At 57.9% G+C, this 14,926-nt stretch carries 6 protein-coding genes; all 6 read right to left on the bottom strand.

The genetic code is table 11. The features are described from left to right. Positions 1 to 10: 10 nt before the first annotated feature. The 6 genes from HPY30_07040 to HPY30_07015 are packed head-to-tail and all read right to left on the bottom strand — an operon-like array spanning position 11 to position 14,924. Complete coding sequence (locus HPY30_07040; protein QYZ65764.1) at positions 11 to 4,303, bottom strand: DUF4157 domain-containing protein; 4,293 nt, start codon at positions 4,301 to 4,303, stop codon at positions 11 to 13. Between the two features lie 3 nt (positions 4,304 to 4,306). Continuing rightward, positions 4,307 to 5,860 carry a hypothetical protein gene (locus HPY30_07035; GenBank protein ID QYZ65763.1) on the bottom strand — a complete coding sequence of 518 codons (1,554 nt, stop codon included), beginning with the start codon at positions 5,858 to 5,860 and terminating at the stop codon, positions 4,307 to 4,309. Positions 5,861 to 5,878: 18 nt separating this feature from the next. After that, complete coding sequence (locus tag HPY30_07030) at positions 5,879 to 8,767, bottom strand: hypothetical protein (GenBank protein ID QYZ65762.1); 2,889 nt, start codon at positions 8,765 to 8,767, stop codon at positions 5,879 to 5,881. A gap of 15 nt (positions 8,768 to 8,782) precedes the next feature. Beyond that, the gene (locus HPY30_07025; GenBank protein QYZ65761.1) at positions 8,783 to 11,416 is read right to left on the bottom strand and encodes a hypothetical protein; all 2,634 of its coding nucleotides are present in this window, start codon (positions 11,414 to 11,416) and stop codon (positions 8,783 to 8,785) included. Beyond that, a complete protein-coding gene (locus tag HPY30_07020) occupies positions 11,413 to 14,514 on the bottom strand; it encodes a hypothetical protein (GenBank protein ID QYZ65760.1) in 3,102 nt (1,033 codons plus the stop codon). Before HPY30_07020 ends, HPY30_07025 begins: the two co-directional genes overlap by 4 nt. After that, complete coding sequence (locus tag HPY30_07015) at positions 14,511 to 14,924, bottom strand: GPW/gp25 family protein (GenBank protein QYZ65759.1); 414 nt, start codon at positions 14,922 to 14,924, stop codon at positions 14,511 to 14,513. Before HPY30_07015 ends, HPY30_07020 begins: the two co-directional genes overlap by 4 nt. Positions 14,925 to 14,926: the final 2 nt, after the last annotated feature.

Genomic DNA, 14,926 nt, shown 5'->3' with positions numbered 1-14,926 from the left:
CCACTGTTTATCAGGGTTTGAATCGTTCCAGGTCCTGATTGGCGATACGCCCCTGCCCCGACCGGATTTGGCCCCGTGTCTGTTGAATCAGCTGATCTCGCTCCTGCTGGGTGCCGTATTGGGGTTCCTGGTAGATATCCCGCCAGATTGAATCGTTGCTGGGTGAACCCACCTCACGTCTGATCTGCTGCACGTCGGCATTGAGTTCCCCCCGAATCAGATTGACGACGATTCTGCGTTGCAGATCGGCGGGCTGGGTATTGTTCAGCTGCGATCTGACATTGTTGATAAAACCTGTCGGGGAGCGTCCATAGGTTCGACCGCGCACATGCCGATAGTGGTGCAGGTTGATGGCATAGCCCTGGGCGGTTCGGCCCGCGGCATGGCGCTGCATATTTTGGGCGCCGGAGGAGTTAGGATTCAGATTCGTCCTGAAGCAGGGCAACGAGGCTGCGTGGGTGAACACGGTGTTCTGCGGCTGGTGGTCCGGGGTAATCCGGTCGCTCACGGCCCTGGGCATGGAGGCGTAGGTGCCGACCATGCCTTCGAGCCGGTATTTTTCCCGCACCCTGCCCCAGTTTCTCTCACCGGAGAGCAGTTGCCGCAGCAGGTTGGTCAACTGGACCTCCTGCTGCATCATCCGTTGTCTGAGTTGCTCCTTTTGTGCGGCGGTGGCGTTGTTCCGTTGCGCCTGCTGGATCTCTCTTGCCAGTGGCACGATATTGTTTTGCACATGATCGCGTGCCTGGTTCCACTTCTGCAGCTTGGTTTGCTGCCCGGTTCCTGAAAGATTGTTCCGCGCCGCCTTGTATTCGTTCAGAAACTGCATGGCAGGTCGCGGGACGCTGGCGATTAACAACTGCTGCTGGCTGCCTTGGCGCCGAAAGTAGACTGAATGGCTCGCCCCATCGGCACTGAATCTGCGCCGGAATCCAGCCCAGTTGATCACACCGGCAACTGCCGCCCGTGCACGTCCCGCCGCTGCGCGTCCCCCGGCCAGCAGTCGCCGTCCCTGCCGGGCAATCCAATCCACCACCCGGTCGATGGCACTGTCCACCCTGGCCTGGATGCGTTGGATAATCGAGCGGATACGTCCGGCAATGCCGCCGAGTCCCATCAGGCGGGCGAGGAAACTGATCACCACCGGGATGGTGCGTGCCATAGTCTGTTCGACGTAGTTGGCTGCCTGATCAAGGCGTCCGGCGGCGATGTTGCTGACCGAGTCGATCACGGAGTTCACCACCGCCATGATCTGGTTGATTCTCTCGATCAGGAACATGATGGTGTTGTAGATAGCCAGGATCGCCTGGATTACCGCCCCGGCCGGATTGAACATGGTGGCCAGGCGGGTGATGGCGGCTGTGACCACCCGGGTGATCACCCAGTTGCGGATGGCGCCCATCACGATCTCACGCAGATTGCCCTGGATGAACTCCACGATCTGCTGCCAGGCGGCCCCCGGCCCCTGTGTGACCAGGGTGCGCAGGAATCCGAAGAGGGTCTCCAGTCGTGAGACATTGGCCTCACCCAACAGTCGTACAAGCCGTGGACGAATGCGGGTGTAGGTGATGCCGAGGATCTGCAGCACCAGGGAGATGATGCCCTGCAGGTTGAAGGTCTGGGGCAGTTGCAGACCAGCACCCTCCAGTGCACCCAGCAGCCAGCCCACCAGTCCGTTGCGCAGGTGGGTCAGGATGTTGCCTGCAAATTGACGGAAGCCCCGCACCATCGCCTGGATCAGGTTGCGGATAAAGGCCACTGGATCGTTGATGATGGTCATGAAGGTGTCACGGCCGCGTTTGAGGATCGCCAGCACCCGTGCGCCACCGGCCCCCATCACCCCTTCAAAAATGAATTCCAGGATCTTCTCCGCCACAGCTGCGGCAAAGCGGATGATGCGGCGCACCGGTGCCCGGAACAGTGCGACGATGCGCTGGAATGCCGCCACCGGGTCGAGCAGGTCGGTAATGGAAAAGCTGTTCCAGGCTTGTGTGAAGAGCGCACGGATCATGGTCCAGGTCAGATTCAGCCGCGCGATCTGTACGTTGAGCCAGGCCATAGCCCGTTCGATGGCGCCGGACTGTTGCAGATTCCGGAACTTCTCCTCACCACCCGGCACGAAACTGAGGAACCCGCGGATGAAGTTGCTGGCAGTACGTGGTACCGGCTGCTGTGTGAACGGATTCCGGCCGATGATTACCGTAAACAGGTGGAATCCAGGCACGCTGCTGGCGTGACGTGAAAGCCAATCGAGCAGGGCATCCTTGATGAAGCTCAGGACTGTCGTGGCAACGTTGTGGGCAAAGCGGAATGCCCGGCTGATGAACGGTGCGAAGATATTGAGTACGCGGTTGAAGGCGGCCACCGGATTGAATACATCCTGGATCGAAAAGCTGTTCCAGGCAGTGGTAAAGAGTGCGGAGATCTCGGCGATGTTGAAATTGAGCAGGGCCAACTGCAGGTCGATCCAGGCTGCAGTGCGTTCCAGCGCACCATGCTCCCGCATCTTTTCCAGTTCCTGGGTGGCGCCGATCAGGGTCAGGAACTCGGCGATGATCTGTGCCGTGGTGGCGATCACTTGTGCATCGGTTAACGGATCGCTACCGATGATCATGGTTATCAGCCGGTAGCCGGGCAGCGCCGAGGCGAGACTGCGCAGGGTGTTGAGCAGGGCGTTTTTGATCAGCTCCACCACCTTGTCGACCAACTGTCCGGCGAAACGGCGGACGTCACTGACCAGGGGTGAGAATGTGTTGACCAGCACACGCCGGTTATAGGCAATGGGGTCGAGGCGGAGAAAATCCATTCGGTCGTAGGCTTGCCGAATCAGTCCTTCTACCCGATCTATATTGAGCCTGAGTGTCTGCAGACGGGCATTGACCCAGTTGAATGCGTCGTCGACGATGCCAAGTTCAGTCAGCTTGTCGAAGAGCCGGGTGCCTAGTACAGAGGCCAGCCCCATGAAACCTTGCAGCAGGTTTCGTGGGGTGCGGGCAACCAGTTGGCCAAGTAGCGGGTTATAGCCGATGAGGACGGTAAGCAGGGTATATCCGGGGATGTAGCGGGCGTAGCTGTTGAGCCGTCTGCCGATGAAGTCGGGCAGACGCTGGATGGAAGGTGGTGCGCGGGTGATTCTACCGCCGGAACGTGTCGCCTTTCTCTGAATGCCTGGAGTAGCCGGACGGCGTTGCACAGCACCGCCCTGCTGCACGACATGGGTCAGCTCATGGGCGAGCAGATGTTTGCCTGCGCTCGATTCCGGCGCATAACGACCCTGTCCAAAGTAGATGTGGCTACCGTGGGTGAATGCCTGGGCATTGATCTGTCCGCTCATCGAGGCGGCGCGCTGGCCGGTATGCAGGCGCACACGACTGAAGTCTGCCTGGAAGGCGGACTCCATCGGTTGGCGCAGCGTCGATGGCATCGAGTGTCCGGCACCCTTTGAGTTTTGCAGGTGCGAGCGAAAACCCGGACCTGGCTCCGGTGGGCCGCGGGCTGCCGCTGATCGATGCAGGGCACGTCTGGGCGACCGGTAACGTCGCTGGTGGTTAACTGCCACACCAGCAGACAGGTGAATTTTTGCCGGTGCCTGACGGAATCTGTGGATTGGGTCGCCGCCGAAAGTGCGGGCAGCCCGTGGAAAGGGTGGCGGCACGCCGGATCGGTAACGATAGTGTTTGGGAGTGCGGTCCACGGCCTCTTCATCTTCTTCAGGCTGTGCCTGCAACTCTTCTTCTTCGGGCTGCCGTCGGAGTGTCTGCAACGCCTCCTCTTCCTCTTCGGGCTGTCGCCGGAGTGTCTGCAACTCCTCTTCTTCTTCTTCGGGTTGTCGTTGGAGTGTCTGAAGCTCCTCTTCCTCCTCTTCGAGGGGTTGGCGCATGAGAGGTTGAAGCGCTTCTTCCTCTTCTTCGAGGGGCTGTCGCATGAGGGGCTGAAGCGTCTCTTCCTCCTCTTCGAGGGGTTGGCGCATGAGTGGCTGAAGCGCTTCTTCCTCCTCTTCGAGAGGCTGCCGCATGAGGGGCTGAAGTGCTTCTTCCTCCTCTGCTTCCGGCTGACGATTCAGCTGGCTGCCGGGAGCCTGGTCGCTATGAAAGAAGGCGGGGGTAGCCAGCCGTGCAACGACATGATCCGCCATCGCCTCTGCCTCAACTTCGTGGGGATCGTTGGGTTTGCTGACCTTGAGTTTTGCCTGCACCGGATTGGTGGAGATAAAGCTTTTTTCCGGTTTTGCACCCTGATGGTTAAAGAAGGATTGCCGACTGATTCGGTTTGATCGCTGCTGTTTGTCGGCGTGGGTCGACATGACTCAGCCCCACTCCACGTGCAGACGTTGATCCATCCAGGGCAGTTTGATGATGCTGTAGCTCCATGGCAGACGTTGCAGCAGCATATCCTGGGGCATCGGGTTGACCCTGAGCCTGGGTGGGTTCGCTTTGGGTTCCAGACGGCCTTCACGCTGCAGAAATGCCTCCCGCAAGCCGTCCGGACTGGTGGATTTCAAGGCCTTCCAGTGATCGATGGTCGCCTTAAGCAGTATGTTGCACTCACCCTTTTGTTCGTCAGTGGGCGAATTAGAAATCAGTGGTACTTCAGTGGGAATGCCGCAAAGGCATTTTTCCAGTGCCAGATCGTACTCGACGTGTTGGTTTTCTTCCCAGACAAGATACTCCAGCAGATAGACCGCCTGATGACGGGCTTGAGCGTTGACAAAGGATTTATCGACGACCAGTCCTGTGCCCTCGAACAGTGGCAGCAGGAAAGGCGACAGCAGGATGATTCCTGCGCTCTCGACATAGACTTGGGTATCGCTGGCTTTATTAGTGTCGCCACTCTCCTGGATGGTCTCATCGATGCGGTCTGTCAGTTGGATTAACGCTATTGCTTCAGACTCGTCTGGGGTTTTGGATGGTCTCCGAAGTTTGAAATCAGCGTGGGATTCAGTCCGCTTGTGACCGGCTTTGCTGCGATTTTCGGCGTTTGCTTCAGGTGCTGGCGGTTTGGGTTTGCCGGTATCACTCTGGCTGCCGGTTGCCTGCTGTAGAAGTGTGGCCAGTGACTGCTGCCAGTGAGGTGTTGTTTCTGTCGCTCGTCTACCGATTCGCCTGACGAGTGTTTCATACAGACCAAGCAGAGCCTGTCGGGAAAAGTGCCGGGCGATAATAGCCGCTGCCGTCTCCCTGTTTTCTGCACGGGAACGGCTCAGTGCAATGAGAAAAAGCAACTTCTCTGTATCGCCGCTTGTCCAGGTCGCTTTTGCTGCCAGTTTTCGGATGGATTGAGCCTCTCCTGCGGGGACCCCATGCTCGATGATCCCGGCGATCAATGCAGGCGGGATGTGCTGCATCAGCCGTTCGAGCGCGGGCGGGCTTTCATTGATCACGACTGAGAGTGTCTTGATCAAAGTGTCTGGCCTCTGCAGCAGTTGCGCCAGATGTTGAGACTCCATCCAGGGCGGCGGTTTTTCAGACCACCAGGGCAAGACACCGTGTTTCAGATAGTATTGCAGGCTTTCAAGAGAGCGCTGCTGGAGAGAGAGCCTTTCTGTTGGCTGGTCGCTCTTCTGGCCGGATCTCTCTTGTGACTGTCGATATTTTTCAAGCGCTTTTGTCAGTTTGCGGCGTATGCTCTCTGTGAGTTGGGACTCCAGCGCCTTTTCCGAGAGATGGCCGAGGTCGATCTCCAGACGGTCGATACGCCAGGCACGGTCAGTACCCGCTGTCTGTTTCTCAAAAATCTCATCGAGGATGATCGGCAGCTTGTGATTACCAAAGGTGGAGAGGCGATCCTGCAGACTCCGGGCATCCTCCTGGCGGGGAACCCGGATTTCGAAGGTCTGTTTCTGCACCTGATGTCTGGACATGGCCTGTCTTCAATCCGGCTAAAAGGCACCGGATATCTGGCCCAGTTTTCCTTTCATCATAGTATTCATCTCACTGGTACCTGTACCCTCTTGGATGGTCGAAAATTCCTCGCCGACCATCTGGCGTGCTTCAGAACCCGACAGATCGAGGGCGGCATCGCGCACACTACTCATGAACTGCTTGTCGGCAGCGGTGGGTGTGGCGTTTGTGTCATTGACACGGGAGGTTTTTGAAGCCTTTACGATCAGTTCCGCGAGACGTTGCTCCGTGTCCATGAATTTTTCCTCGTCACCGCTCACAGCGAGGCCCTTATCCATACGTTCTTCGATGGCACTTTTCTCTCTTTGCGCCCTGAGTATCTCTGCTATCACCAGAGTCTGTTCCCGATCGAAACCATATTGTCCTGCAATTCCGGGCGTCTGCCCCCACGAACCGTAATCAGGGGTTTGCGCAGCGGCGTAGAAACCACTGCCGACATTGAATCCTGTGAACTGAGATTCGATGATCTGGGTTTGGTAGGAAATCTCCATTTGAAGATCTTCCTTCGCGGTGGTTATCCGTGTATCCACCAGGTTCAGCGTGTCCTTGAGCTGAATGCCCTGGATGGTGAAGATGGGCATGTCTATCTTGTCTATCCACCAGACAGGCGGTTTGAAGACCGGCAGGTCTAATTCCGGTGCCGGCTCATCCTCGGGTTCCAGGATCGATGGATCGAAGTAGCTGTAATAGGGCAGACAGAAATCCGCCAGCACCCGACTCCCGGATGCGTCGTACACCAGCACAAACGTTCCGCCTCTGGGTACGCCGCCCTGATGCTCCAGGCCGGGGTGGTGTTTCAGAAAACGATCGAAGATCGACTCCTTGCGCACCTTCTTTTTGCGTCTTTCCCAGAGATCAAGAAGCTTTTCGAGGTTGAGAAATTTGCTTCCATCCAGCAGTGATCCTGCCGGTGTGGGCAGGATCGGCCGGGCGACCTTTTTGATGTCGGTACTCACCGCCTTGGCCTGAACAGCGCAGATGTTCACTTTTTCGTGAAACGCCGTGACCTTCGCTTTGTTGAACTCTGCATCCACCAGTTTTTTCGGCATGAAGGGGATGGCTTCGGCGACATTTAGCTGCAACTGGCCTGCTCTCTGCCGGGGCGCGGAGAAAAGTGCTTTGGGAGTGGTCGGCTCCAGTTCATCGACGCGACTGTCCTGCAAAACAGTCTGCTGCAGATCGGTGCCGAACCGACCGGCCTGTTTGAGGGTGTGGCGTATATCCGCCTTCTGCAGATTGAACAGGATATCGATGTCGGGAAAGTGAAAAGGACGAATGAATACCGGGTCGGCATCTTCCAGCTGAATGGCTTCCACCTTGAAGGCCAGATTGTGCCTGCGGGCCATGGTTTCCAACTCAGTCTGCACATCCTTGACCTTCCTGCCCTGATGACCCTCGATGCGGATGAAGTCGTAATCATCGATGGATTGGCGGTAGAACGAGTCGTGGGTGTGGTTGCTGTAGTCGTTCATGCCATAACCTGGAATCCGGTCGCTGCGTTGTTTACGGCTCAGGTCGAAGTTCCATAGCTCGTTGATTCGGGGTTGACTGTTGGTGTCGAAATAGGCGGGGATGGCACGCTCTCCCAGCGAGGCAATGGCTTTGCGGGAGGGTGAGAGGCGGATCTCGCCAGACGGTTTTTTGAAGTGGCGCAGCATGGCGTCCATGCGGCGTAGCAGAAACACGAATCGTCCCTTTTTTTCATTTTCGGCACGCAGTATTGGGGTTGCCTGGAAGCGGTAGCGATAGGCATCATCCACCTCCCCCCTTTTGTGGGCCAGGCCAAGCACCAGATGTTTGGAGAAACTGGTGGGGTCGCCCATGCAGTTATCGTCCAGTTCGAACAGCGCTTCCCTGCACTCGTGATAGGCTTCGATCAGATCCTTGAAGAAGCTGTAGACATACTGGATGCCCTGGCTGTTGGTGGTGACCTGGAAACGCGCCTGGTTCAGGCGCTGACTCCACTTGCCGCTGCTGTAGAGTTGCTGCATGGTCGAGGTGAACAGGCCACTGGCGGGGGCGTCATCAAACGCTTTGCCCAGATCGAGCTTCATCTTGTCGATGGCGGTGATGTAACGCTTGGCCAGACCGTTGTTGCCGTCGTATTGATTGATCGTGCCGATGTCGAGATCGAGGCGGGGGGCGTCCACCTCATTCATTGCCAGATACTCATCCTTTGGTGTCAGCGGGAGCTTCGACAGCAGGTCCTTAGGCGCCAGCAACAGTTTGAGGTTGGCAGTGCGGGTCGGGCCACGGTTGTCGCAGTCACTGGCGTTACAGAGATCGTTCTCCTTGATATAGGTCTCCTGATAGAGCACCAATACCAGTTGAGCGAGCTGAGCCCTTGTCAGGCTCAGTGGCTGTGCATCCGCTTCACTTCCATCCTGCAACAGTTCGATCAGTTGGCTGCCGGGCTTGAGCGGTTGAATGTCCAGAATCGGTTCAATCGGCTGGATGCCTGGTCTGAGTGGCTGAACTTCCAGGCGCGGTTGTACCAGCAGTCGACTGCCGCCTATCACGGCTTTTTTCCTGACAATCCTTCTGGTGTGGAAAGGCGGGTATTTCGCTGAATCGTCCGTGAAGATCCGATAGTGGGTAAAGCCTTGTGTCTCGGGTATCTGCAGCAGATCCCCCTCGCTGGTAACGCCGACTCCCGCTTCAAGCGCCACCCGGTTTGCCGTAGCCTGGAATGTGAGTCCACAGACAATACCCTGGCCCAGCAAACGGGCGCGGGTGAGTCGATGCTGGCCATCGAGAAAATCGACTGCCCGGTTGAGTTGGCCGGCGGTGAGTACCTGGTTGTCGGCAAAGTAGTCGAAGTCCGGCACAGGTTCATTCAGTGAGGTGAGTTCGATTTTGTCGTTCATGGCAGCTACCTGTAGCTAGTTCCCTGGTTCATTGCCCAGATGGGTCCGGTTCAGGAGGATCGGCCTTTCACCCTCATCTTCCTGGCAGTCGTGCAGTTCACCGGTCGGGTAGACGCTGTGTATCTGCTGCAGGACTGCGATTAATCTGTTCAGATGCCGGCTGCTTTTTACCTCTCCGGCGGGGTGGCGTGCCCGATAGTCGAGCCAGGCGCGGTAATGCTCTTCGAAATTGGCCATCTGTTCGGCGTCCACGAAACAGATGCGTGGCAGGATGTGGGCGGGCATCTCCATGCGAATGGTGCGTTCGACGAAATGGCGGAAGTTGATATCGTGCATGCGCGGCGCATAGGCCGGGACTAAAATCTGGACCTGGCAGGAGTAAGGGTCGATCGGTTCTCCTGCTGTCCCGCAATCGCTGTCGGGGCAGACCGAGATGAAGTTGTCCCCGACCAGGGCCGAATCAGCCGGTGTTCTGAATTTGCGTGGGCGCAACAGCAGATTTTCGACGACGTGCATTCCTTCGGCGTCGTAGACCCGGTTGATCGCCTCTCTCGTCCCGGCAAGGGCGGCGTCCCGCGACTCCGTTGTGTCGAAATACTCGATGCGCCGGGCGATGATCTCCTGTTTATCATCCACCAGATTGAAATAGTGTCTGCCGTTTTTTGCAGTCTCTGGCTGGTAGGACGCTTCGAATCGGCCGAAGTCCAGCGCGATGCGAAGCTCTCTGACAGCATCTTCCAGTGTCTTGTATTTGGTGCTGCTGCTGAGCAGGATCTTGTTGCTCAGGTTGTCCTTTATGCGGAAGCGGAAGTCGTTGTCACTATCCTGATCGATCTGTTCGTAGAGGTCGGTGTCGAGCAGGGACAGATTGCGGCGACGGATGCTGCGGAAGCCGAGCAGGCGCCCCACCCGATGCTGTATCCCGGGGATATTCGTGCAGCTGCCCCAGATCTGATCCCGGTCGGTGATGTCGAAAGCACTGCCGCGACGGCGGCTCAAGAGCGCATACTCCTGCAGGAAACGCGCCTTCTCCTGGATCAGCCGCAGGCCGTTGTTCTCCAATCGCAGACGCTGCATCTGCAGAGCGTATTCAGTAAATCGTTCACCAAAACGGGCCAGCAGATGATCGAGGAACTGGTTGCGGCGTCTGCTGTCCGGCTCCGACTGCCGGTCCAGTGCCTCCAGCAATGTCGCATAGTCTCCGTGGCTCTTGGGATCGACCAGTTCACTCACCTCGCCGACACCGGGGACTACCTGGGAAAAGTAGGTGTGGCGCAGCGCAGGGTCGGCGGAGAATAGGCTGCCGATCTGGCGTAACTGAGTGAGATAGTTGGCCAATAGCTGATCGAAGTGCAGGAGAAATCCCTGCAGTTGTCGGGCCTGACTCTGCCGGGTCTTGGTAGCGTGACTCGGTAGTCCGGTGGGCTCGACGCCGTAAGCCGGTGGCAGTTCGTGTTGGATGGAGAGATAGCTCTCTACCGCGACGGAACGGCTGTCCGGGGTCGGCAGGTCACTGGTTGTGGCCCGCTGTTGCCGGGCCTCTTGCTGTAGCTGCAGTAGTGCCTTTGCGACTTCGTCCGGATCCACCCGGTAGGGCAGCAGATCCTTGAAGAAGTGCAGCGCGCTCTGTTCGATGTCGAAAACCGGTCTGCGGTTACTCTCCAGCTCGATATTCCAGGGATCGCCGGATGGTTTGGTGGCTGCGCCCGATTGCAGGACCAGCTTACGCACCGCCGTCACGCCCGCTGTTTTGACTATTGCATCAATAAGGTCGGCGGCATTGACCTGGGTTGGCAACTCGGCCTGTTGCAGATCATCATCCAGCAGGAAACCGTGGTCGAGTTGTGGGCCGGAGTAGATCTCATCCGGTGCCAAACCCTTTTTCAGCAGCTGCTGCAGGGTGTAGCGGGGAACCGGTGGTGACAGGCGCTGCTGCATGGCGTGGATGATGCGGGCGCAGGTCAGATCGATATCGGCCTCTTCGGTCAGTTCAATGTCGGCGCAGACCCGGATAGCCTGCTCGCGGATCAGATCGATCCCTGCCAGGTCTTCGCAAAGGTTGCGGTGCTGGTGGAAGACTTTGGCGACGTCGGTGGTGACCTGTTTTGTCAGCTTCTTGGTGATGCGGTCGTGAGGCTCCACCCGCAGCCGGTAGAGGCCGTTGAGTCTGTATTCGGTCTGGTTGTGATCCTCTGGTGGCGCAATTGTCGACTGGGTGCCTTTGCTGCAGTCAACGAAGTAATTGACGCTGTTGTCCTGCTCGATCCAGACATTGCGCACCATCGGCACCTGGTCGATGATCAGTTTGCGCAGGTCGGTGGCGCTGACCGGTTCTGTGGGCAGGATCTCCAGTGCAGAGAGCAGGGTACTGTGCTGCTGCAGGGCCTGATGCCTCCGTTGCGTTTCAGCGTCTGCATCAGCCGGGACTGCCAGCAGATCGGCCATCGGCAGGCGGGTGCGGTAGCTCAGGTCTGTGATGGCGTAGCAGAGCAGTTCCAGGATGGTGAAGCCAGGGTCGTGGGCATTGTAGTCGGTCCACAAGTCGTGGCTCAGCGCCTCGATATGCTCCAGGCCTGATTGGCGCAGCTGGGCATAATCGAGTGCTTCTGCCCTGCTCGGATCGCGGCGAATGGTGAGGGACTCTTTCATGCGCTTCCCCCGCTGGCCGCATCGCGGATGGTGTGTTGGTGATGGCTGGTCAGTATCGCCTTCGGATTCTGTGAAACCACTTCATCCCGGTCGACCTCGGGAGTCTCTTCGGTGGTTAGATGGTAGAGCTTCAGCTGCTGCACATAGTCGATGGAGGGTTGGTCCATAATGAAGGCCAGCAGCATGCTTTTGTGGATGTGTCCGCCAAACGCGGGCATCCTCGTTTCGTCGCCGGTCCAGGGGGCAAGGTGCTTTTGCAGTGCTTTCTGCAGTGCCTGGCTGGCAGCGCCAAACGGGTACTCCGGTTTGAAGGCGACCGCGATGTCGAGGCGAATTTTTTCGTAGTCCGGATTAAAAACCTTGGCGCTGGCAAAGGGGCTGTTGAGTGCCGCCAGCAGTTGGTCGATTCTGCTTTCAGTGTCCTTGTCGATACGAGGCTGCAGCGGGTCGTAGGCCTTGCGCTGACGGATGTCGGGAATGACCACCAGAGAGACATGTCCCGGGCCCGGCAGGTGGGGCAGGCATTTTACCCGAAAGAGTTCGGGAAATGCCTGCAGTACGAGTCGCTCATAGTCCCAGAGCGTGACTGCCCGCTGTTTGTGGCGCAGACGTTCACTGACCCGGGTATAGAAGGTTTGGTCGCTCTCCTTCGCCTGGCCGCAGATCGAAGCATAGGGTTGGTTGGCCCCTTTGATGCCATCCAGAGGTTTTACGGGTTTGCCGATCGACTTCGGTGGCAGCGATGAAGTCAGATGCGGGGGATTTTTCTCTGCATCCAGCAGGTGTGCGGAGGCTGCCTGAGGGTGCAGATCGATCAGGTGGCAGACCGCATCGCTGTTGTCCTCTACCCTGGCTCGCAGCCAGGTTAGCCCCTCCGGCATCCAGGTGTTGGTCTGCGGGGGGCGGGCAGGAATATTGACACGCAGAATTCCGGAGGTGAGCAGGCCGTTGCTTTCGTCAAAGAGGATCTCCTCAGCGGTCAGGTCACGCCAGTGATCCGCCTCCAGCAGACTCCAGGTAACATATTCGATCTCTTTCAGTGGGTTTGCGCTGCCCTCGTCCACCTGAATCAGCAGATCCAGAAAGGCGGCGTCCGGCTGCTCCTTGAGGCCGATGAAGAGCTGTCCTTCGGGGCTTGAGTCCGGCAAAAGACGAATCTTGTCGTTTATGGAAGCGTCGAGCTGTGATTTCAGGAAGCCGTGAACCTCCCGCTGCCCGAACGGTGTGGTTTGGTAGAGCCGGATCTCGGCGCCGATATAGGCGGTGGCATTTTCATCGGTTGGATCGACCCAGCCGGTTTGTGCCTCATAGGTGAGTTGGACCGATTCCAGTTCCGGGGTATAGGGTGGGTTGGGGATGGCCATCCCGGAATCCTGCGCCATGCTTTTCGCCAGCACGATGGGGTAGTCCTGGTGCAGAAAATCCCGATCGAGGCGCAGTTTGATATAACCGGGACGGTTGACGCCCTGCAACGCTTTAATAAAGGGCGTTGCTGCTTTTCTGGCAATCAGGCTCAGTGGTAGCAGCGAGAAGCTGCTGGTCATGTTGAAACCGGCCCACGGGAGGGGGCTGAAGGAACTGCGGGTCTGAAGCGGCATGTAGAAATAGGTTAGCCCTGTCAGTGGGAAGAGCCTGGCGGGTGGCTCGTCGCTGTTGAGGGTTTGTGGCCGGGTTGCATCGGAGTTGTCGAAGAGTTTTACTTTACGTTCGATACGGCTGCTGTCTTCCCGCTCCAGGATCATCTGCGCACTGAAGTCATCATTGTTGTTGATCCGCCGTATACAGTCACTCGTGCCACAAGGCTGCCCGCTGCTGTTGAAACGGTAGGTGCTGTAGTGGTCAGACAGCCGTTTTGCCGGGACACCCTTCCAGTTGAGATTAAGGGAGAAACTTGTCACCTGCTTGTTGAGCATCTCGGGGCTGGCGACGGCAAAGGTGCTGCCGGTCTTGGGCTGTGGCCCAAAAGGCAGGAATGGCTTGCCGGTGTCGAGTCTCCCGAGATCGTTTTCTGCCACCAGTTCCCCGGCATTTTCCACCTTTGTCTGGAGTTGCATGTCGATGAGATTGTGCTCTTCGAGCCACTCCCGCAGTGACGGAGTCTCGGGGCTGACGCTTACTTTCATCAAAGGCAGCGTGGTGACGAATCCACCGTCGAGGAGTTCAGAGTCGTAGGCGGTTACCGCCTCTGTCTCTGCGTCCAACACCACCACGAACTGCAACAGCCAGTTGTCGCTGGATTCGGTGATCTCCACACTTTGCGGAGAGAAGGGTCCCAGCCAACCCTTTTCGCCACTGAATTCAATCAGCAGCGACTTGGCTGCTTCGCTGAGAGGCGGATCTTCATCGCCAAGTTCCAGCCGGAGTGAGGCGGTGATCGTCCGCTTGCCGGAACTGAGTTGTAAAAGGGGAGAGGCCAAGGCAAATCCCACTGTGGCTTTGGGTATGCCGGTGTGGCCGAAGGCTGGCCAGGTGGGTTGCTCTTTGGGCAGTGCGGCCCCCAGACCATCCAGTGAGTTGCTCTGCAGTGCAAAGTGGAGCTGGCCGGATGCCGGCTCCCGATAGAGCGAGCAGAGGTGTTCGATGGTTGTGCGGTTGATCCAGACATTACGGTCCGTGGCGTAGCGCAGATCCCCCGCTGTGAACACAGTGCCTGCAGCCACTGATACCTGATCCCGTTTGGGCCTGGCCTCGAAGAGCAGGTTGACATGGTCGGCCTGCGCCGGCTTGGGCGCAAGTTGCAACAGTTCCCGGTAGTAGTAATCGAGGTGGCTTTTACTCAGACGATTCAATTCGCCCTGGGCCTTTTCGAAGAGTTTGATGAAAGCCAGAAAGAGCGCCGCCTGAGGTGGTGCATCATGTTGCTCAGCGAAGCTGTCAGGATTTTTCAGTAGTTCGAAGAGTGGTGACCAGTTACCCTCATTCCCGAAAGGGGTGGCGAAACGGATATGCGCCGCGAGACGGCGGCCGAAGGCGATGAGCTGATCGCGGTCCCGGCCATCGATGGCCAGCTTGTGCGGAGGCAGTGCCGGGGCCTGCCGTTCCGACTGGCTGGTGCCGGAATGCTCCAGGGGATAGGGTTTCTGAAACGGGCGTTTCATCGCAGGTCAGTCCCCTCCTGTTTGTAGAAGGGATAAAACATATTTCGGCGGGCATTGGTGGCGCGGACGCGAAACTCGATCTCGATCAACACCAGCCCCTCGTTGTCGTCGGAGCCTGCGAGTGAGATGCGCTCCACATCGATGCGGGGTTCATGGTAGAGGATTGCCGTCGCGATCAGATCGGTCATAAAGGTTTTCAGTCCGGTATCGAGAGGCTCGAAGAGCATGCGATCCAGGTTGCAGCCAAAATCGGGACGCAGCAGCCGCTCGCCGGGACGTGTGGAGAGCAGGACTTCAAGGCTGCTCTCGATGTCCGCCTCGTCACTCAGCATGTGCAGGGTCTTACCGCCCTCCCCGAAGGTGGGTGGGAAGCCCCAACCCCTGCCCAGAAAATCCCTGTCGTCGTCCATTG

It is taken from the genome of Gammaproteobacteria bacterium (ex Lamellibrachia satsuma), assembly GCA_019623805.1.
GTDB lineage: Bacteria > Pseudomonadota > Gammaproteobacteria > Chromatiales > Chromatiaceae > QGON01.
Note: the sequence above shows the minus strand (reverse complement) of the source record. Positions and strands in the feature narration are given on the sequence as shown.

Coding starts and splice junctions, on each gene's coding strand:
- HPY30_07030 (QYZ65762.1), bottom strand. CDS start 8,767: ATGAACGACAAAATCGAACTCACCTCACTGAATGAACCTGTGCCGGAC.
- HPY30_07035 (QYZ65763.1), bottom strand. CDS start 5,860: ATGTCCAGACATCAGGTGCAGAAACAGACCTTCGAAATCCGGGTTCCC.
- HPY30_07020 (QYZ65760.1), bottom strand. CDS start 14,514: ATGAAACGCCCGTTTCAGAAACCCTATCCCCTGGAGCATTCCGGCACC.
- HPY30_07040 (QYZ65764.1), bottom strand. CDS start 4,303: ATGTCGACCCACGCCGACAAACAGCAGCGATCAAACCGAATCAGTCGG.
- HPY30_07025 (QYZ65761.1), bottom strand. CDS start 11,416: ATGAAAGAGTCCCTCACCATTCGCCGCGATCCGAGCAGGGCAGAAGCA.
- HPY30_07015 (QYZ65759.1), bottom strand. CDS start 14,924: ATGGACGACGACAGGGATTTTCTGGGCAGGGGTTGGGGCTTCCCACCC.